We start from the raw sequence: 18,877 nt of genomic DNA, 5'->3' as shown, positions 1-18,877 counted from the left end.
CGGGGTGCGGGCCGGCCGGGCCGGGGCCGGGGGCAGCTGGCCCTTGAGGGGGCCCCAGTCGTTCGGGTCCGGTACCCCGGGCGGGAGCATCTGGCGGCGCTTGGGGGCGTCGGGATCGTGCGCCTCGCCCGGCTCCTTGGCTCCGGGCCAGGCCTTGGCGACGCGCGCCGCCAGGACGAAGTCCTTGCGCAGCGGGTGTCCCTCGAAGTTCTCGGGGAGCAGCAGGTGGACGAGGTTCGGGTGGTCGGTGAAGGTCACCCCGAACATCTCGAAGGTCTCCCGCTCGTGCCAGGCCGCGCCCGCGTACACCGCGACGGCCGAGGGGAGGGAGGGCGCCGCGTGCGGAACGGTCGTACGCAGCAGCAGGCGGCGCACCCGGTGGTTCTCCAGGGCGACGACGTGCGCGCAGACGCGGAAGCCCGTGCCGGGTTCGTCGACGGCGCTCAGCCAGTCGAAGTAGGTGCAGCCGAGCTTGTCGCGGGCGATCTCCAGCGCGGGGATCCAGGAGCCGGCCGGGACGTCGACGGTGAGGACGTCGTACGCGGACGAGGCCACGGCCTCGGCGCCGAAGACCGTCGCGGCCGCTTCGGGGAGGGAGTCGTAGAGGTTCACGCGCCGGCCCCCGGTGCGGGCGGCGGGGTGACCAGGCCGCTGGTGAGCTGGGCGACGGACGGGGTCGCCGCGTAGCGGTCGGCCAGGGACTCCCGGGCGATCTTCTCCTGGAGTTTGAGGATGCCCTGGAGGAGGGCCTCCGGGCGCGGCGGGCAGCCCGGCACGTAGACGTCGACCGGAATGATCTGGTCCACGCCCTTGGTGACGGAGTACGAGTCCCAGTACGGCCCGCCGCAGTTGGAGCAGGCGCCGAAGGAGATGACGTACTTCGGCTCGGGCATCTGCTCGTACAGGCGCCTGACGGCCGGGGCCATCTTGTCCGTCACCGTGCCGGAGACGATCATCAGGTCGGCCTGGCGCGGCCCGGGCGCGAACGGGATGACACCCAGGCGGATGAAGTCGTGGCGGGCCATGGACGCGGCGATGAACTCGATCGCGCAGCAGGCGAGGCCGAAGTTGAAGACCCACAGGCTGTAGCGGCGGCCCCAGTTCAGGACCACCTTCATGGGCTCCGGGGCGAGGCGGGAGAGCACTCCCAGCCTCTTCGGCTCCGGAAGCGGCTGGGGCTCCGGGGTGACGGCCGGTGTCACGTCCATTCGAGGACGCCCTTCTTGTACGCGTAGAGCAGGCCGACGGCCAGGAACCCCAGGAAGACGAACATCTCGACCAGGGTCGTGGCGCCGTAACCGGCGGCGGCGAACACCGTCGCCCACGGGAAGAGGAAGATCGAGTCGACGGCGAAGACGACGTAGAGGAAGGAGTAGACGTAGTAGCGGACCTGGGTGTGCGCCCAGCCCTCGCCCACGGGGTCCACGCCGCACTCGTACGTCAGCAGCTTCTCGGGGGTCGGGACCACGGGCCGCAGCAGGCGGCCGGCGCCGAAGGCCACGGCGACGAAGAGCACGCCGAGCACCGCGAGCAGGCCCACGACCGAATAGCTCCGGAAGTAGTCCGCCGCGATCACGGCTGCTGTCGATACCGTTGGGTCGGGCACGTCCGTTCCTCGCTCCTCGGCCACTGTCGACGATCTGGTGATCTGGTACGGCAGGGAGTCTAGGGCCTGGGCTGCACGGGGTGGGGTTACCCCCCGTTCACTCCGCCTGGCCGCCCCATGGCGTCGGCCGGGCGGACTTGGCAGGCTGAGCCGCATGACCGCGAACGATCAAGCTTCCGCTCCCCCTCCCGTGCGCCCCGCCTTCGACGCGGCCACGTGGAAGGAAATCGCTTATCTGCTGAGCAATCTGCCGGTGGCGTTGATCGGATTTGTTTACACGGTTTTCATGCTCGCAACGGCGGGCGGTCTGTCCGTGACCGCGATCGGACTGCCGTTGATCACATGCGGTCTCCTCGGTTCCCGGCAGCTCGGAAAGCTCGACCGCGTCCGGGCGCGGGCCCTGCTGGGCGTGCGGGTGGACGAGCCGACCCCGCTGCCGGGGCCGGGGCGGGCAGGCGGGTTCTTCGCCTGGCTGTGGGCCGGGCTCAAGGACCCGGTGGGCTGGCGGACCGTGCTGTACGAGCTGGTCCGGCTGCCGTGGGGAGTACTGACCTTCAGTATCGCGCTGACGGGCCTGTTCGTGCTGTGGCCGGTTCTGCCGTACGTGGTGCGCGGCCTGGCGAACGTGGACCGCGCGATGGTACGGGGCCTGCTGTCGCCCTCCGACGAGCTGGAGCGGCGCATCGCCGAGCTGGAGACGGGGCGCGGGGTGGTCGTGGACACCGCGGCCGCCGACCTGCGGCGCATCGAACGGGACCTGCACGACGGGGCCCAGGCACGCCTGGTGGCGCTCGCCATGGGGCTGGGCCTGGCCAAGGAGAAGCTGCTCGAGGACCCGGAGGGCGCGGCCGCCATGGTCGACGAGGCGCACGGCGAGGTGAAGCTGGCGCTGCGGGAGCTGCGGGACCTGGCCCGCGGGATCCACCCGGCGGTGCTGACCGACCGGGGGCTGGACGCGGCGCTGTCGTCGGTGGCCTCGCGGTGCCTGGTGCCGGTCAAGGTGCTCGTGGACCTGCCGGCGCGGCCGGCGGAGGCGATCGAGGGGATCGCGTACTTCACGGTCTCCGAGCTGCTGCAGAACGTCAGCAAGCACGCGGGGGCGCGGGGCGCGAGCGTCGAGGTGTGGCGGGCGGGCGCCCGGCTGCTGGTCCGGGTCTCCGACGACGGCCGCGGCGGAGCCAGGGCCTCCGGCGGGAGCGGGCTGGCGGGGCTGGCGGAGCGGTTGCGGGCGGTGGACGGGGTGTTCGCCGTGGACTCCCCCGAGGGGGAGGGGACGGTGGCGACGGCGGAGCTGCCGTGGCGCGACCGCGCGTAGGGGGGGTGCGGGTGGCGGTGCCGGCGGGCGGGCGGGCCGGTGCCGGTGGGAGAGCGGGTGCGGGTGGTGTGCCGCTGCGCGGGGCGGTGTCCCCTACCCGCCCTTCCCCCGTTCCCCGGGGCTCCGCCCCGGACCCCGCGCCTCAAACGCCGGCGGGGCTGAAGGCACAGGAGCACCGCCCCCGGACCCCGCGCCTCAAACGCCGGCGGGGCTGAAAGGCCCAGGAGCACCGCCCCCAGACCCTGCGCCTCAAACGGCTGGCGGGACTGAGGGCCCAGGAGCTCCGCCCCGGGCCCCGCGCATCCAACGCCGGCGGGGCTGAAGGCACAGGGGCTCCGTCCCGACCCGCGCCGCGAACGCCCAACGGGCTGGAGCGTGCCGGCCGGGCCGGAAGGCCACGGCTCCGCCCCGATTCCGCGCCTCCGTGCCGGGCGCGGTGGGTGGGGTTATCCCCCCGGGGGAGACGCCGACTCGCCTCATGGCTCGGGCAGAGGGGCGGGCGGCAGGGTGGGAGGGTCAACGGATGAGCTGAAGGGCGGGTCGGGATCATGGGCAACGGCAAGGCGGCTGCGGTGCTACGGGCCCCGGTGGCCGCGCAGACCTGGCGCGAGTTCGCGTACCTGCTCGTCGGCCTCCCCCTCAGCACCCTGTACTTCTCGCTCGCCGTCACCGGAGTGGCCCTCGGCGCCGGGCTGCTCGTGACGTTCGTCGGGGTGCCGGTGCTGGCCGGGGCGCTGGCCATGTGCCGGGGGTTCGGGCAGGTGGAGCGGGCCCGGGTGCGCGGGATGCTGCGGGTCCCGCTCGCCGATCCGGCACCGGTCCGCCCGGCCGAGAGCGGCGCGGTGGCCATGGTCGGGGCACTGCTCAAGAGCGGCAGCGCCTGGCGGCACGCGCTGTACTCGGTGGTCCACCTGCCGTGGGCGGTGTTCGCCTTCTCGACGGCGGTGGTGCTGTGGAGCGCCGGCTGGAGCATGCTGCTGTACCCGCTGTGGTTCTGGGTCTTCCCCGCCTTCACCGACGAGCCGGGTCTGCCGGTCCTCCAGAACGGCGACTACGCCTTCTACCTCGACTCCCCCCTGTCGATCGCCGCCGCCTTCGCCGTCGGGCTGGGCCTGACGCTGGCCACCCCGTGGGTCCTGCGGGCCCTGACCACCGTGGACCGCGTCCTGGTCGGCGGGCTACTCGGCCGGTCCCGCCTCGACGACCGGGTCAGCGAGCTGGAGTCCGACCGCGGGACGGTCGTGGACACCGCCGCCGCCGACCTGCGGCGCATCGAACGCGACCTGCACGACGGGGCGCAGGCCCGCCTGGTGGCGCTGGCCATGGACCTGGGGCTGGCGAAGGAGAAGCTCGCCGAGGACCCGCAGGCCGCCGCCCGCATGGTGGACGAGGCCCACGGCGAGGTGAAGATCGCCCTCCAGGAGCTGCGCGACCTCGCCCGGGGCATCCATCCGGCGGTGCTGACCGACCGGGGGCTGGACGCCGCCCTGTCGTCGGTGGCCTCCCGCTGCGCGGTGCCGGTGCGGGTGGAGGTGGACCTGCCGGCCCGGCCGGCGGCGGCGATCGAGGGCATCGCCTACTTCACGGTCTCGGAGCTGCTCCAGAACGTCAGCAAGCACGCCGGGGCGCGGGGCGCGCGGGTCGAGGTGTGGAAGTCCGGGGAACGGCTGCTGATCCAGGTCAGCGACGACGGGCGCGGCGGGGCGAGGCCCTCCGGCGGGAGCGGGCTGGCGGGGCTCGCGGAGCGGCTGGACGCGGTGGACGGGGTGTTCGCGGTGGACTCCCCGGAGGGGGAGGGGACGGTGGTCACGGCGGACCTCCCGTGGCGCCCCCACGGCCGCTGACCGGGACCCGTCCGGTGCCGACGGGTGCCGCTGGGTGGAAAGGTCCCTGCCCAGTTCGCTGGGCGCGGCCTGGTCCGAGGGCTCCGGGTGCCGCTGAGCGGAGCCGTCCCCGGGCTGCGGGTGTGCCACTAGGCGGAGGCTGTCGCCCAGCTACGCCTGCCACTGCGCAAGGCGGCCCCCGCTCTGCGGATTCCCCTAGGGGGTGTCCTGGCGATCATGTCGAGGCGTACACCTCCGCTTGGCGGCGCGGCGGCCCTCCCTGTCGCCAGGCGACCTGCTCCGAATGGCTGCTCTGGTGTGCCCGGCCGACCTGACCTGCTTTAGCGTCGTACTGCCGTGCCGCCCAGGCTGCGGCGCACCGAGGCGATGGAGAGGAACTCCCATGGCAGTCGTGATGACCTTTGTGTGGCCCGAGCTCACGCCAGAGGCGTACGACGCGGCGCGTGGCCGGGTGGGCTGGGAGGACGACGCTCCGGACGGGTTCGTGATGCACATGGGCTGGTTCGCCGACGACGGCTTCCACGCGGCCGACGTCTGGGAGACGGAGGATCACTTCACACGGTTCATCGCCGACAGGGTCGCACCTGTGGTCAAAGGGGAACTGGGCATCACGACCGAGCCCCAGGTGACGTTCGCCCCCCTCTACCGGCGCTTCATCGCCCCGGACGCCAGCGGCGCCGCCTGAACTGACCTCGAACTTGTCCGGACGATCACGTTCGCAGCCAGATGACGAGGGTTGCGGCGGTTGCGGTGCCGAGGTAGACGTAACGACGCTTGTCGTAACGGGTGGCCACGGCGCCGTGCTGTTTGAGGCGGTTGATCGCCCGCTCGACGGTATTGCGTTTCTTGTACCGCTCGTCGCCGAAGCCCGGTGGCCGTCCGCCGCGTGAGCCCTTGCGCAGGCGGGCGGCCTGGCTGTCGGTCTTCTCCGGGATCATGTGGCGGATGCCCCGGCGCCGCAGGTACTCCCAGCATGGGCCGTTGCTGTATGCCTCGTCGGCCGCGACGCTGGTCGGCTTCTTTCGGGGTCGGCCCGGTCCGGGCTGGGGCACACGGACGTTCTCCACGCGGATTCGTCCTGGTGTTCCGGGATTCCGGCCCCCTTTGAAGCGGGGGTCGACGGCGGATCGGTCCGGGCGCCAGCCGCGCGCTGATGCGCCCGCACGATCGTGGAGTCCACCGAGATGTCCCAGTCGACGTCACCCGCAGCGTCGGCCGCGGCCTGGACTTGCTGGAGCAGCCGCTCCCAGGTCCCGTCGCCAGACCACAGGTGGTGCCGTTCGTAGACCGTCTTCCACCGACCGAACCGTTCGGGCAGGTCACGCCACTGCAGCCCGGTCCGCACCCGGTGCAGAATCCCGTTAATCACCTGCCGGTGGTCCCGCCACCTGCCGCAACGCCTGTTGCCGACCAGCAGGAACGGCCGCAGCCGTCCCCGGGCTCCGGGTGCCGCTGGGCGGTAGCCGTCCCCGGGGCCGTCGGACGGAGCCGCCTGCGCGGTCGGCCGCCCTTCCTCCCCCGGCTTGCGGAGCCCGGGCCTCCGGGGTGGTACGGCTCGCGGGCGGGCGCCGGTTTCGGCCTTGTCTTTCGTTCTTGGCCGGGATTCGCCCTCCGCCAGGGGTCCGGCTGGGATGCTTGGCCCTGCCAAGTGGGTGGACGAGTGACGCGGGAGCTGCTGGAACGTGGACGACAGGGTGCGTGTGGTCATCGCCGAGGACTCAGTGCTGCTCCGTGAGGGCCTGACCCGGCTGCTGACCGACCGGGGGCATGACGTCGTGGCCGGCGTCGGGGACGCGGAAGCCCTGCTCAAGACGGTGGCCGAGCTCGCCGCCGAGGACGCGCTGCCGGACGTCGTGGTGGCCGACGTGCGGATGCCCCCCACCCACACGGACGAAGGCGTACGCGCCGCCGTCCGCCTGCGCCGCGACTACCCCGGCATCGGGGTGCTCGTCCTGTCGCAGTACGTGGAGGAGCAGTACGCCACCGAACTGCTGGCCGGTTCCAGCACCGGCGTGGGCTACCTGCTCAAGGACCGCGTGGCCGAGGTCCGCGAGTTCCTCGACGCCGTGGTGCGCGTCGCCCGGGGCGGCACCGCGCTGGACCCGGAGGTCGTCGCCCAGCTGCTGGGGCGCAGCCGCAAGCAGGACGTCCTCGCCGGTCTGACCCCGCGCGAGCGGGAGGTACTGGGCCTGATGGCCGAAGGACGCACGAATTCCGCCGTGGCCAAGCAGCTCGTGGTGAGCGACGGAGCCGTGGAGAAGCACGTCAGCAACATCTTCATGAAGCTGGGGCTGTCCCCGAGTGACGGGGATCACCGGCGTGTACTGGCGGTCCTCACCTATCTGAGGTCCTGATGGACTGACACCCTGTCAGGCGGGACGCGCCGCTCCGGCGCGCGCCCCGGCGACCGCCGGTTGGTTTGGAATATTTCGAGTAGTGCACGACGTCTGTCGGACAGGCCGCCCCGGAAAGGGGCGGTCCAGAATGCGGGCGACCCAGGGCCGGACGACCCCGCGGACGTAGGGTTGGTTCTGGGAGCGAGCGCCCGCGCCTCGAAGGAGGTCCAGTTCAGTGACCAGCCAGGTCAGTAGCCCGGCCGAGCAGGCCGACGGGGCCGGTGGGTCCATCGGCGAGCAGCGCACCGCGCCTCAGCCCGGTGGAGCCGGCAAGGAGATCCGTCGCGTAGACCGCGTGATCATCCGTTTCGCGGGTGACTCGGGTGACGGTATGCAGCTGACGGGTGACCGTTTCACCTCGGAGACGGCGTCCTTCGGAAACGACCTCTCCACGCTGCCGAACTTCCCCGCCGAGATCCGGGCGCCTGCCGGAACCCTGCCGGGCGTGTCCTCGTTCCAGCTGCACTTCGCCGACCACGACATCCTGACCCCCGGTGACGCGCCGAACGTGCTGGTCGCGATGAATCCGGCGGCCCTGAAGGCCAACATCGCCGACGTGCCGCGCGGCGCGGAGATCATCGTCAACACCGACGAGTTCACCAAGCGGCCCATGGCCAAGGTCGGCTACGAAACCTCCCCGCTGGAGGACGGCTCCCTCTCGGCCTACAACATCCATCCGGTGCCGCTGACCACCCTGACGGTGGAGGCGCTGAAGGACTTCGGCCTCAGCCGCAAGGAGGCGGAGCGCAGCAAGAACATGTTCGCGTTGGGGCTGCTGAGCTGGATGTACCACCGCCCCACCGAGGCGACGGAGAACTTCCTGCGGCAGAAGTTCGCGAAGAAGCCGGACATCGCCGAGGCGAACATCGTCGCCTTCCGGGCCGGCTGGAACTTCGGCGAGACCACCGAGGACTTCGCCGTCTCCTACGAGGTCGCTCCCGCGACGCAGGCCTTCCCGACCGGCACCTACCGCAACATCTCGGGGAACCTGGCCCTGTCCTACGGCCTGATCGCCGCAGCCCAGCAGGCCGACCTGCCGCTCTACCTGGGCTCGTACCCGATCACCCCGGCCTCGGACATCCTGCACGAGCTGTCGAAGCACAAGAACTTCGGCGTGCGGACCTTCCAGGCCGAGGACGAGATCGCCGGCATCGGCGCCGCGCTCGGCGCGGCCTTCGGCGGCTCGCTCGCCGTCACCACCACCTCGGGCCCGGGCGTGGCCCTGAAGTCGGAGACCATCGGCCTGGCCGTGTCCCTGGAGCTGCCGCTCCTGATCGTGGACATCCAGCGCGGCGGCCCCTCCACCGGCCTGCCCACCAAGACCGAGCAGGCCGACCTCCTCCAGGCCATGTACGGCCGCAACGGCGAGGCCCCCGTCCCGATCGTCGCCCCGCGCACCCCGGCGGACTGCTTCGACGCCGCACTGGACGCGGCCCGGATCGCCCTCACCTACCGGACGCCGGTCTTCCTGCTCTCCGACGGGTACCTCGCCAACGGCTCCGAGCCCTGGCGGATCCCCGACGTGGCCGACCTCCCCGACCTCACGGTCCAGTTCGCGACGGCCCCGAACCACACGCTGGCCGACGGCACCGAGGTGTTCTGGCCCTACAAGCGCGACCCGCAGACCCGGGCCCGCCCGTGGGCGGTGCCGGGCACGCCGGGCCTGGAGCACCGGATCGGCGGGATCGAGAAGCAGGACGGCACGGGCAACATCTCCTACGACCCGGCCAACCACGACTTCATGGTCCGCACCCGCCAGGCCAAGATCGACGGCATCGAGGTCCCGGACCTGGACGTCGACGACCCGGACGGCGCCCGCACCCTCGTCCTGGGCTGGGGCTCCACCTACGGCCCCGTCACCGCCGCCGTCCGCCGCCTGCGCCGGCACGGAACCCCGATCGCGCAGGCCCACCTGCGCCACCTCAACCCCTTCCCGAGGAATCTCGGAGAGGTCCTGAAGCGTTACGACAAGGTAGTGGTGCCCGAGATGAACCTCGGGCAGCTGGCCACCCTGATCCGGGCGAGGTACTTGGTCGACGCCCAGTCGTACAACCAGGTCAACGGAATGCCCTTCAAGGCGGAGCAGCTCGCGAAGGTTCTCGAGGAGGCCATCAATGACTGAGGTGACCGACGCCCCCACCCTGCTGTCCCTGGTCCCCAAGGCCGAGGCGAAGCAGTCGATGAAGGACTTCAAGTCGGACCAGGAGGTCCGGTGGTGTCCGGGCTGCGGTGACTATGCGGTCCTGGCCGCCGTACAGGGCTTCATGCCCGAGCTCGGCCTCGCCCGGGAGAACATCGTCTTCGTCTCCGGCATCGGCTGCTCCTCCCGCTTCCCGTACTACATGAACACCTACGGGATGCACTCCATCCACGGCCGCGCCCCCGCCATCGCCACCGGCCTGGCCACCTCCCGCCGGGACCTCTCCGTCTGGGTCGTCACCGGCGACGGCGACGCCCTCTCCATCGGCGGCAACCACCTCATCCACGCCCTGCGCCGCAACGTCAACCTCAAGATCCTCCTCTTCAACAACCGGATCTACGGCCTCACCAAAGGCCAGTACTCCCCCACCTCGGAACTCGGCAAGATCACCAAGTCCACCCCCATGGGCTCCCTCGACGCCCCCTTCAACCCCGTCTCCCTCGCCCTCGGAGCCGAAGCCTCCTTCGTCGCGCGCACCATCGACTCGGACCGCAGGCACCTCACCGAAGTCCTGCGCCAGGCCGCCGACCACCCCGGCACCGCCCTCGTCGAGATCTACCAGAACTGCAACATCTTCAACGACGGCGCCTTCGACGCCCTCAAGGACCAGGACCAGGCCCAGGACGCGGTCATCCGCCTCGAACACGGCCGGCCCATCCGCTTCGGCGCCGGCGACACCAAGGGCGTCATCCGCAACCCCGGCACCGGCGACCTCGAAGTCGTCGAGGTCACCCCGCAGAACGAAGCACAGATCCTCACCCACGACGCCCACGCCGCCAGCCCCACCACGGCCTTCGCCCTCTCCAGGCTCGCCGACCCCGACACCCTCCACCGGACACCCATCGGCGTCTTCCGGAGCGTGCAGCGGCCCGTCTACGACACCCTGATGGCCGACCAGCTCGACACCGCCGTCGACCAGCACGGCAAGGGTGACCTGGCAGCCCTGCTCGCCGGCTCCGACACGTGGACCGTGGTCGGCTAGGCACACCGCCCGACCGGCCGACCGGTGACCGACAGCCCGGACCCGCCCCAGGGTCCGGGCTTCGTCGTATCCCCACCCGGGTGTCATGAGCATCTCCCTGAGACGGGCATGACAGCGACGCCGTACGGCGCTACCGTCGTTGAGGTTGTGAGATTGGCTGGAAGTCGCACTGGAGGCCCCGTGAAGGCGGAGAACGAACAGCGCACGGGTCTGCTCTACGGATTCGGCGCATATGGGATGTGGGGGCTCGTCCCCCTCTTCTGGCCCCTCATCAAGCCTTCCGGGGCGATCGAGATCCTCGCCCACCGCATGGTCTGGTCGCTGGGCGCCGTCGGGATCGCGCTCCTCGCGCTGCGGCGCTGGGGGTGGATCAGCGAGATGGTGCGCCACCCGCGCAAGCTCGGGCTGACGGCGCTGGCCGCCACCGTGATCAGCGTGAACTGGGGCCTGTACATCTGGGCGGTCAACAACGGCCAGGTCGTCGAGGCCAGCCTCGGCTACTTCATCAACCCGCTGGTCACCATCGCCATCGGCGTCCTGGTGCTGGCCGAGCGGCTGCGCCGGGCCCAGTGGGCGGCGGTGGGGATCGGCTTCGCCGCCGTACTGGTCCTGGCCGTCGGCTACGGGCGGCCCCCGTGGATCTCGCTGACGCTGGCCTTCTCCTTCGCCACCTACGGGCTGATCAAGAAGAAGCTCGACATGGGCGGACTGGAGTCGCTGGCCGCCGAGACGGCCCTGCAGTTCCTGCCCGCCCTCGGCTACCTGCTGTGGCTGGGAGTCCAGGGGCGGTCGACCTTCGCCTCGGAGGGGCTCGGACACTCCGCGCTGCTCGCCGCGACGGGGCTGGTCACCGCGATCCCCCTGGTCTGCTTCGGGGCGGCCGCGATCCGGGTGCCGCTGTCCACGCTGGGACTGCTCCAGTACCTGGCCCCGCTGTTCCAGTTCGCACTCGGGGTCGTCTACTTCCACGAAGCGATGCCGCCCGAGCGGTGGGCCGGCTTCTCGCTGGTCTGGGCCGCGCTGGTGCTGCTGACCTGGGACGCCCTGCGGACCGCCCGGCGCTCCAGGGCCCTGCTCGCCGAGGCGGCCGCCGCCGCCCGGCCGCCGGCGCCGAGCCGCGAGCCGGCGTAACCGCACACCCCTACACCACACGATCCCCGGTACGGAACATCCGTACCGGGGATCGTCCGTTTTCCGAACGCCCCTGACCGGATTGTGGTCTTGACGGATAGTCACACTCTCGCTGACCATCAGGCTCGCACTGACGCACCACGCTCACCTGCACGATTCCCGCACGTTCCGTCTCATCCCCAACGGATCATCCCAAACGGAATCCCGGAGCCCCCACATGAGCCTGTCCGTCTCCCGGCGTCTCGCCGCCGCGTCCGCACTCGCGGTCGCGGGGCTGCTGTCCGCCACGTCCCCCGCCGCGCTCGCGGCCCCCACGGCCGTCACGGCAGCGCCGACGCCGCCCGACATCCCGCTGGCCAACGTCAAGGCCCACCTGTCACAGCTCCAGACCATCGCCACCAACAACGGCGGCAACCGAGCCCACGGCCGGGCCGGCTACAAGGCCTCGATCGACTACGTGAAGGGCAAGCTGGACGCGGCGGGCTTCACCACCACGCTCCAGACCTTCACCTCCAGCGGCGCCACCGGCTACAACCTGATCGCCGACTGGCCGGGCGGCGACCCGAACTCGGTCCTGATGTCCGGCTCGCACCTGGACTCGGTGACCTCGGGCCCCGGCATCAACGACAACGGCTCCGGCTCGGCGGCCGTCCTGGAGACCGCGCTCGCGGTGTCCCGCGCGAACCTCCAGCCGACCAAGCACCTGCGCTTCGGCTGGTGGGGCGCGGAGGAGCTGGGCCTCGTCGGCTCGAAGTACTACGTCAACAGCCTGCCGGCGACGGAGAAGGCGAAGATCTCCGGCTACCTGAACTTCGACATGATCGGCTCGCCGAACCCGGGCTACTTCGTCTACGACGACGACCCGACGATCGAGCAGACCTTCAAGAACTACTACGCGGGCCTCGGCATCCCCACCGAGATCGAGACCGAGGGCGACGGCCGCTCCGACCACGCGCCGTTCAAGTCCGCCGGGATCCCGGTCGGCGGCCTGTTCTCCGGCGCGGACTACACCAAGACGGCCGCGCAGGCCCAGAAGTGGGGCGGCACCTCCGGTCAGGCCTTCGACCGCTGCTACCACTCCTCCTGCGACACCACGGCGAACATCAACGACACGGCCCTGGACCGCAACGCCGACGCCATCGCCTACGCGGTCTGGAACCTGGGGGCGGCCACCCCCGTCCCGCCCGGCCAGTCCTTCGAGAACACCGCGGACGTGACCATCCCGGACTCCCCGGCCGCCGCGGTGACCTCGCCGATCACGGTCTCGGGCGTCGCGGGCAACGCCCCGGCCACCACCAAGGTGGACGTGAACATCGTCCACACCTACCGCGGTGACCTCCAGATCGACCTGGTCGCCCCGGACGGGACGGCGTACCGGCTGAAGAACTCCAGCAGCTCGGACTCGGCGGACAACGTGGTGGCGAGCTACACGGTGAACGCGTCGAGCGAGGTCGCCAACGGCGTCTGGAAGCTCCAGGTCAAGGACGTGGCCGCGCAGGACGTCGGCTACATCAACAGCTGGAAGATCACCTTCTGACGGGACCGGACGACGGCCCGCCCGGTCCTGGGCGGCCCCGGCCCCGGACGGCTCCGGTCCTGGACGGCTCTAGTCCTCCCCCGCTCCGGCGTGACCCGACTGGATCACGCCGGACAGGGGGTCCTGGATGCGGGCGCGCAGCTCCTGGGCGACCGCCGAGACGTCCGCCCGGCCCAGCTTCGCGGCCTCCACCAGGTCGCCCAGCTCCTCCGGCGAGGGCAGCTGCTTCGCCCCGGCCACCCGCAGGTACGAGCGGGTCGCGGCGGCGGCGTAGAACTCGTTCATCGGCGATTCCAGCGCCGGGCAGACGGCGAGCGTGTGCAGGAAGGCCGCCGCCCGCCAGGCGGTGTCGGGGGCGGGCTGCTCCGGGACCATCACCAGGTCGTTCTGGTGCCGGGCGACGGCAGCGGCCACCCCGGAGGGGTCCCACACGGCGGGATCCGACGGCAGATGGTGGGCCAGTGCGGTCCAGGCCCACTCCATGGTGATCTTCAATTGCCGAACCGCTCCTGGAAGTAGCCCCAGTGGTCGGCGAACTCCTCGATGCCCGTGAGGAACGTCTTGCGGTCCTCGTCGAGTTCGCGTTCCGTGACCTCGGTGATGAGCGCGGTGACCGTCGTACCCAGCGCCGCCGCGCGCGCCTTCAGGCGTTCGTGGAACTCTTCGTCCAGGCGGATGGTGACGTGTCTCGACATGTCCATCACGGTACAGCGGCCGCGCTGTACGCAGGAGGGGAACGGCACAAGGGTGGCCGGGGACACAGGTCCCCGGCCACCCCCGGCGGTGCTGCGGCTACTTCGCGGAGTCGGCCGTCCTCACCAGCTGGTCCTTGGTGACCGCACCGACGTAGACCTTGCCGTCGTCCGTGATCAGCGCGTTGACCAGGCGGGTGGAGAAGAACCGGCCCTCGCCGAACTTCCCGGAGACCTTGTCCCCGAGGGAGTTCAGGAACTGCTTGGCCTCCTTCGGCGCGTTCTTGTCGTTCTCCAGGTCCTTCAGGGACATCCCGGACGTGCCGGCCCCCGCGTCGATCCGCGCCACCGTGGACCAGCCCTCGCCGAGGACCTTCACCTCACCCTTGCCGTCCGCCCCGCCGGCCAGGGCGCCGAGGCCGGGGAAGGACTCCAGCGCCTTGAGCGGCTTGTCCTCCTTCGCGTCCTTGCCGTGCTCCGAGCCCTCCGTCACCTTGGCGCCCTTCGGCGGGGCGAAGGCGAAGGCGTCCGCGGCCGGCTTGGCGAAGTCCACCTGGGTGAAGCCCGCGTCCACGATCGGCTTGCCGCCCTGGCTGGAGAGCAGCCGGACGCGCAGCGGCACGCCGTTCCCGGCGTCCACCGCGATCTGCACCGAGCCGACGGTGGAGCCGCCCTGCTTGGGCTTGAGGACCAGCTGGTAGGCGTCGCGCCCGGCGACCTGCGCGGTGTCGCCGACGCTGATCTCGGTGGTGGGGCCGGCGGCCTTGAGGAGCTCCTGCGCCAGCTCCTGCGGCGAGGCCGCGAGGCGGTCGGCGGCCTTCCCGTGCTCCTGGCCCGCGGCGTCCCGCCCGTCCTTCTCGTGGAAGGCCTCGTTGGACTTGGAGTCGTAGCCCCAGACGTCCTCGCCGTTGTGGACGAGGGTGTACTCGTCCTTGCCGTCGAGGAAGGTCACCTTCTGGCGGTCCGGGCCGTCGGCCGCGACCCGGAAGGTGTGCGTGCCGTTCGCCAGCTGCGCGATCTTGTCCTGCGGGTCGGCCGACCCGCCCGCCATCCCGCCGCCGCCGAGCAGCCCGGAGGCCAGCTGGGGCAGGCCCAGATCGGTGGTGATCTTGGCGGTGCCGGAGAGCTGCTCCACGTCGGAGGCCGCGACCTTCTCGATCAGCTGCTGCGCCGTCACCTTGGGCAGGTCCGGTCCGCCGGCGTTGGCGAAGGCCGGGACCATCGCCACGGTCGCCGCCGCGACCCCCGCCACGGCGACCGGTACGGCGTACCGGGCGGCCTTGCGCGAGGTCTTCGTGTTCGCTGCCATGTCAGTCCCTGCCCTCTGTGTCCACGGCGGCGACCCCCGTGTCGCCGCGCTCACCCGATCCGGTGGGGTTCTCGATGGCTCCATCTGACCAAAACGGGGAGCCCGGGGCGTCAGCCCCCGGAATCAACTCCGCGTACGACCGTGGGATGACATGGGAAGGGCCCCCGCTCCGCGACCCGTAGGGGTCACGGGGCCGCGGGGGCCCTTCCACTGCCAGGGGCGCCGGTCAGCCCGCGCGGTGGACCACCGCGTCGCACAGCTCCTCCAGCGCCGACTTCGCGAAGCACTCCGGCAGCGGGGCGAGCGTGGCGCGCGCGTCCTCCGCGTACTGGATGGTGTCGCGGCGGGCCTGCTCCAGCGCGGGGTGCACCCGCAGCCGGGCGAGGACCTCGGCGTGCCGGGCGTCGTCCGTGAGGTCCCCGTCGAGCAGGGCCACGAGCTCCAGGTCCTCGGGGCGGCGGTCCCGCTCTGCCATCTCGCGCAGCCGCAGCACGGGCAGGGTCGGGATGCCCTCGCGCAGGTCGGTGCCGGGGGTCTTGCCGGACTCGTGCGAGTCGGAGGCGATGTCGAGGACGTCGTCCGCGAGCTGGAAGGCGGTGCCGAGGCGCTCGCCGTACTGGGTCAGGATGTCGACGACGGACTCGTCGGCGCCGGACATCAGCGCGCCGAAGCGGCCGGAGACGGCGATCAGCGAGCCGGTCTTGCCGGCGATGACGTCCAGGTAGTGCGCGACCGGGTCGCGGCCGTCGCGCGGACCGGCCGTCTCCAGGATCTGGCCGGTCACGAGCCGCTCGAAGGCCTCGGCCTGGATGCGCACGGCCTCCGGCCCGAGGTCCGCGAGGATGTGCGACGCACGGGCGAACAGGAAGTCACCCGTCAGGACCGCCACGGAGTTGCCCCAGCGGGTGTTGGCGCTCTCCACCCCGCGGCGCACGTCCGCCTCGTCCATGACGTCGTCGTGGTACAGCGTCGCCAGGTGGGTGAGCTCCACGACCACCGCGGACGGCACGATCCCGGGCGCGTAGGGATCGCCGAAGCGGGAGGCCAGCATCACCAGCAGCGGCCGGAAGCGCTTGCCCCCGGCGCGCACCAGATGCTGCGCGGCCTCGGTGATGAAGGGGACTTCGCTCTTGGTGGCCTCCAGCAGACCCGCCTCGACGGCGGCCAGTCCGGCCTGGACATCGGTCTCAAGAGCCTGGTCCCGCACGCTCAGTCCGAACGGCCCGACGACGGTCACGAGGGGTACTCCTGTCTGCTGACGATCACGCTGACGATCACATGGATTGTCGATGTGTCGCTGCCATCACTCAAGCCAGCGTATCCGGTCTGTTTTCGATCACCGAGAGGGCCTGTCCGGTTGCCGCGCACGCGCGGTCCGATCCGTCCCGGTATGTTCGGTGGGAGCCGAAACAACCGGAGCATCTGTTTTGTCCAGCACTGCTACCTCCGTGGTCGAGTCCGTGCAGGCCCCGCCGGACGGGCGGCCCTCCGCGCGCCGCCGGATCCGCCCGTTCCGCCGCGGGCGTCAACCCCGGCGGCCCTGCCGCGCCCTCCGCCCGGCGGGCACCGGCCGGTTGACGACGGGCCGTTTCGCGCCGCCCGGGGCGTCGCGGATCCGGCCCTCGCGGGTCCGGCCCTGGCGGTCCGGACCGCGTCCCGGCCGCGCCCCGGTCGCGCCGTACGGGGCGTCCCGTCCACCACTGAGGGGCCGGTGAAGGAATCCCGATGATCATCCGTACCGACTTCCCGTACGCGACCACCCGCGAGGATGTCCGGATCCCGACGCCGGACGGGGTGGATCTGTACGCCCGCATCTGGCGCCCGGTGACGGACGAGCCCGTTCCCGCCCTGCTGGAGTACCTCCCGTACCGGCTGACCGACGGGACCGCGCCGCGCGACGGGCAGCGCCACCCCTGGTACGCCGGGCACGGCTACGCCTCCGTACGGGTGGACGTGCGCGGCCACGGCTGCAGCGGGGGCCGGCCCGGGGACGCGTACGACGCCCGCGAACTGGCCGACGGGGTCGCGGTGGTGGAGTGGCTGGCCGCACAGCCGTGGTGCACGGGTGCGGTGGGGATGTTCGGCATCGGCTGGGGCGGCTGCAACAGCCTCCGGATCGCCGCGCTCGCCCCGAAGGCGCTGAAGGCCGTCGTCACCGTCTGCTCGACGGACGACCGCTACGACGACGACGGCCACTACATGGGCGGCTCCGTGCTGGCCGTGGACATGCACGCCCGGGCCGCCGCCCTGCTGGCCTTCGCCTCCCGCCCGCCGGACCCGCTCCACGTCGGCGACGGCTGGCGCGAGCAGTGGCTGGACCGGCTGGAGGGCGTGGAGCCCCTGATCCACACCTGGCTCTCGCACCAGACCCGCGACGCCTACTGGCGCCACGGCAGCGTCTGCGAGGACTACGCGGCGATCGGCGCGGCGGTGCTCGCGGTGGGCGGCTGGCACGACCCCCACCGGGACGCGGTGCTGCGGCTGGTCTCCCACCTGCCCGCCTCCCGGGTGCGGGGCCTGATCGGGCCGTGGTCGCAGCAGTACCCCGACCGGGAACGGCCTCCGGGACCGGCGATCGGCTTCCTCCAGGAGACCCTGCGCTGGTGGGACCACTGGCTGAAGGGCGACGACAACGGGGTGATGGACGAGCCGCTGCTGCGCGCCTGGATCAGCGGCTCACACCCGCCCGCGACGGCCTACGAGCGGCTGCCGGGCCGCTGGGCCGGCGAGAAGGCGTGGCCGTCGCCCTCCGTCGTGCCCGTCTCGTACGGGCTCCAGGGCGCGCCGGTGGCGGTGGCCTCGCCGCAGCACACCGGGCTGGACGCCGGGCGGTTCTCCCCCTCGGGCAACGAAGCCGACCTGCCGCCGGACCAGCGGGAGGAGGACGCGAAGTCGGCCTGCTTCGAGGTCCCGGTCGCGCCGGGTGAACCGGTGGAGATCCTGGGCCGGCCGTCGGTGACGCTGCGGCTGCGGATGGACGTCCCGTACGGGCAGGTGGTGGCGCGGCTGTGCGACGTCGCCCCCGACGGGGCGTCGACGCTGGTCACGCGCGGGGCGCTGAACCTCTCGGCGCGGCAGGGGCGGGAGCGGGCGGTGCCGTGGCGGGTGGGCGCGTACGAGGACGTCACCTTCGAACTGAACGGCATCGGCCACTCCTTCTCCCCGGGGCACCGGATCCGGCTCGCGCTGTCCTCCGCGTACTGGCCGTGGATCTGGCCGCGGGCCGGCTCCGAGGCGGGCTGGACCCTCGACCCGGGGGGCAGCACGCTGGAACTGCCGGTCCGCGCGGCCTCCTCCCTCGACGGGCAGATCGCCTTCGGGGCGCCGGAGCAGGCGGAGCCGCCGGCGGTGGTCCATCCGGAGACCCTGGACGATCCACGTCCGGAGCGGGTCGTCGTACGGGACGTCGCCCGCGGCCTCTGGCGGCTGGAGGTGGACCCCCGGTCCGGGGGGACGCGGGTGTACCCGGACGGGCTGGAGTACGAGGAGGACGCGGAGGAGTCGTACGAGATCCGGTCCGCGGACGCGCTGTCCGCGCGGACGGGCTCGCGGTGGCGGATCCGGCTGCACCGGGCGGAGCTGGGGTGGGACGCGCGGGTGGAGACCCGGTCGGAGATCTCGTGCGACGAGGGCGGCTTCGTGACGGTGAACGAGGTCGTCTGCCGCGAGGGCGAGGAGGTCCTCTTCCACCGCACCTGGGAGCGCCGCCTCCCCCGCGCGGCGGGCTGAGCCCGTCCGGCTCGGCCGTGCCCGGCTTCCCCGGCTCCGCGCCGCGGCCGGACCTCCGGCCGTCGGACCGGGACGGGGCCGCGGGCTCGCCAGAGCCGGGTGCCCGCCTGCGGGGGGGGGTGCCGCTGCGCGGGGC

Annotated in this window: 16 protein-coding genes and 1 pseudogene; 9 read left to right on the top strand and 8 right to left on the bottom strand. The window is 72.1% G+C overall.

The window, feature by feature from the left end:
- From AB0D45_RS15115 to AB0D45_RS15105, 3 genes are all read right to left on the bottom strand, one after another.
- A partial coding sequence (locus AB0D45_RS15115) for an NADH-quinone oxidoreductase subunit C (RefSeq protein ID WP_362458729.1) occupies positions 1-612 on the bottom strand: 612 nt, incomplete at its 3' end.
- Positions 609-1,208: an NADH-quinone oxidoreductase subunit B family protein gene (locus tag AB0D45_RS15110; protein WP_361610750.1), complete on the bottom strand. Its 600-nt coding sequence runs from the start codon at positions 1,206-1,208 to the stop codon at positions 609-611. The genes AB0D45_RS15110 and AB0D45_RS15115, both read right to left, overlap by 4 nt.
- Positions 1,199-1,606 (bottom strand): NADH-quinone oxidoreductase subunit A, encoded by a 408-nt coding sequence (locus tag AB0D45_RS15105; RefSeq protein WP_361610751.1) that lies wholly within the window; start codon positions 1,604-1,606, stop codon positions 1,199-1,201. Before AB0D45_RS15105 ends, AB0D45_RS15110 begins: the two co-directional genes overlap by 10 nt.
- Before the next feature lie 154 nt (positions 1,607-1,760).
- Between AB0D45_RS15105 and AB0D45_RS15100 the strand changes: the two genes are divergently transcribed.
- From AB0D45_RS15100 to AB0D45_RS15090, 3 genes are all read left to right on the top strand, one after another.
- On the top strand, positions 1,761-2,921 hold the full coding sequence (locus AB0D45_RS15100; RefSeq protein WP_362458725.1) for a sensor domain-containing protein: 1,161 nt from the start codon (positions 1,761-1,763) through the stop codon (positions 2,919-2,921).
- A 548-nt stretch (positions 2,922-3,469) separates the two neighbouring features.
- Positions 3,470-4,765 carry a sensor domain-containing protein gene (locus tag AB0D45_RS15095; protein ID WP_362458722.1) on the top strand — a complete coding sequence of 432 codons (1,296 nt, stop codon included), beginning with the start codon at positions 3,470-3,472 and terminating at the stop codon, positions 4,763-4,765.
- A gap of 382 nt (positions 4,766-5,147) precedes the next feature.
- The gene (locus tag AB0D45_RS15090) at positions 5,148-5,450 is read left to right on the top strand and encodes a hypothetical protein (protein ID WP_362458718.1); all 303 of its coding nucleotides are present in this window, start codon (positions 5,148-5,150) and stop codon (positions 5,448-5,450) included.
- Positions 5,451-5,475: 25 nt separating this feature from the next.
- Here the strand turns inward: AB0D45_RS15090 and AB0D45_RS15085 are convergent.
- A pseudogene (locus AB0D45_RS15085) lies at positions 5,476-6,164 on the bottom strand (transposase); the annotation flags it as partial.
- Between the two features lie 295 nt (positions 6,165-6,459).
- Between AB0D45_RS15085 and AB0D45_RS15080 the strand changes: the two are divergent.
- From AB0D45_RS15080 to AB0D45_RS15060, 5 genes are all read left to right on the top strand, one after another.
- Positions 6,460-7,119, top strand: a complete 660-nt coding sequence (locus AB0D45_RS15080; protein ID WP_361608429.1) for a response regulator transcription factor — start codon at positions 6,460-6,462, stop codon at positions 7,117-7,119.
- Positions 7,120-7,336: 217 nt separating this feature from the next.
- Positions 7,337-9,283 (top strand): 2-oxoacid:acceptor oxidoreductase subunit alpha, encoded by a 1,947-nt coding sequence (locus AB0D45_RS15075; RefSeq protein ID WP_361608427.1) that lies wholly within the window; start codon positions 7,337-7,339, stop codon positions 9,281-9,283.
- Positions 9,276-10,343, top strand: coding sequence for a 2-oxoacid:ferredoxin oxidoreductase subunit beta (locus AB0D45_RS15070; RefSeq protein ID WP_362458715.1), 1,068 nt, complete (start codon positions 9,276-9,278; stop codon positions 10,341-10,343). The genes AB0D45_RS15075 and AB0D45_RS15070 overlap by 8 nt, the downstream gene beginning before the upstream one ends.
- A 180-nt stretch (positions 10,344-10,523) precedes the next feature.
- Complete coding sequence (gene rarD, locus AB0D45_RS15065) at positions 10,524-11,474, top strand: EamA family transporter RarD (RefSeq protein WP_362458712.1); 951 nt, start codon at positions 10,524-10,526, stop codon at positions 11,472-11,474.
- A gap of 217 nt (positions 11,475-11,691) precedes the next feature.
- Complete coding sequence (locus tag AB0D45_RS15060; RefSeq protein WP_361608421.1) at positions 11,692-13,011, top strand: M28 family metallopeptidase; 1,320 nt, start codon at positions 11,692-11,694, stop codon at positions 13,009-13,011.
- A gap of 69 nt (positions 13,012-13,080) precedes the next feature.
- Here AB0D45_RS15060 and AB0D45_RS15055 read toward each other — a convergent pair whose 3' ends face one another.
- The 4 genes from AB0D45_RS15055 to AB0D45_RS15040 form a co-directional block, all read right to left on the bottom strand.
- On the bottom strand, positions 13,081-13,506 hold the full coding sequence (locus tag AB0D45_RS15055; protein ID WP_361608419.1) for a hypothetical protein: 426 nt from the start codon (positions 13,504-13,506) through the stop codon (positions 13,081-13,083).
- Positions 13,503-13,706 (bottom strand): hypothetical protein, encoded by a 204-nt coding sequence (locus AB0D45_RS15050; protein WP_361608417.1) that lies wholly within the window; start codon positions 13,704-13,706, stop codon positions 13,503-13,505. Before AB0D45_RS15050 ends, AB0D45_RS15055 begins: the two co-directional genes overlap by 4 nt.
- Positions 13,707-13,803: 97 nt before the next feature.
- Entirely contained in the window at positions 13,804-15,012 is a 1,209-nt protein-coding gene (locus AB0D45_RS15045; RefSeq protein WP_362458709.1) for a DUF2092 domain-containing protein, read from the bottom strand.
- A gap of 226 nt (positions 15,013-15,238) precedes the next feature.
- The gene (locus AB0D45_RS15040; RefSeq protein WP_362458706.1) at positions 15,239-16,249 is read right to left on the bottom strand and encodes a polyprenyl synthetase family protein; all 1,011 of its coding nucleotides are present in this window, start codon (positions 16,247-16,249) and stop codon (positions 15,239-15,241) included.
- A 488-nt stretch (positions 16,250-16,737) separates the two neighbouring features.
- Between AB0D45_RS15040 and AB0D45_RS15035 the strand changes: the two genes are divergently transcribed.
- On the top strand, positions 16,738-18,741 hold the full coding sequence (locus AB0D45_RS15035) for a CocE/NonD family hydrolase (protein ID WP_362458704.1): 2,004 nt from the start codon (positions 16,738-16,740) through the stop codon (positions 18,739-18,741).
- Positions 18,742-18,877: the final 136 nt, after the last annotated feature.

This window comes from Streptomyces sp. NPDC048352 (assembly GCF_040651895.1).
Taxonomy (GTDB): Bacteria; Actinomycetota; Actinomycetes; order Streptomycetales; family Streptomycetaceae; genus Streptomyces.
The sequence above is the reverse complement of the archived record's forward strand: the minus strand, read 5'-3'. Positions and strand labels throughout refer to the sequence as shown.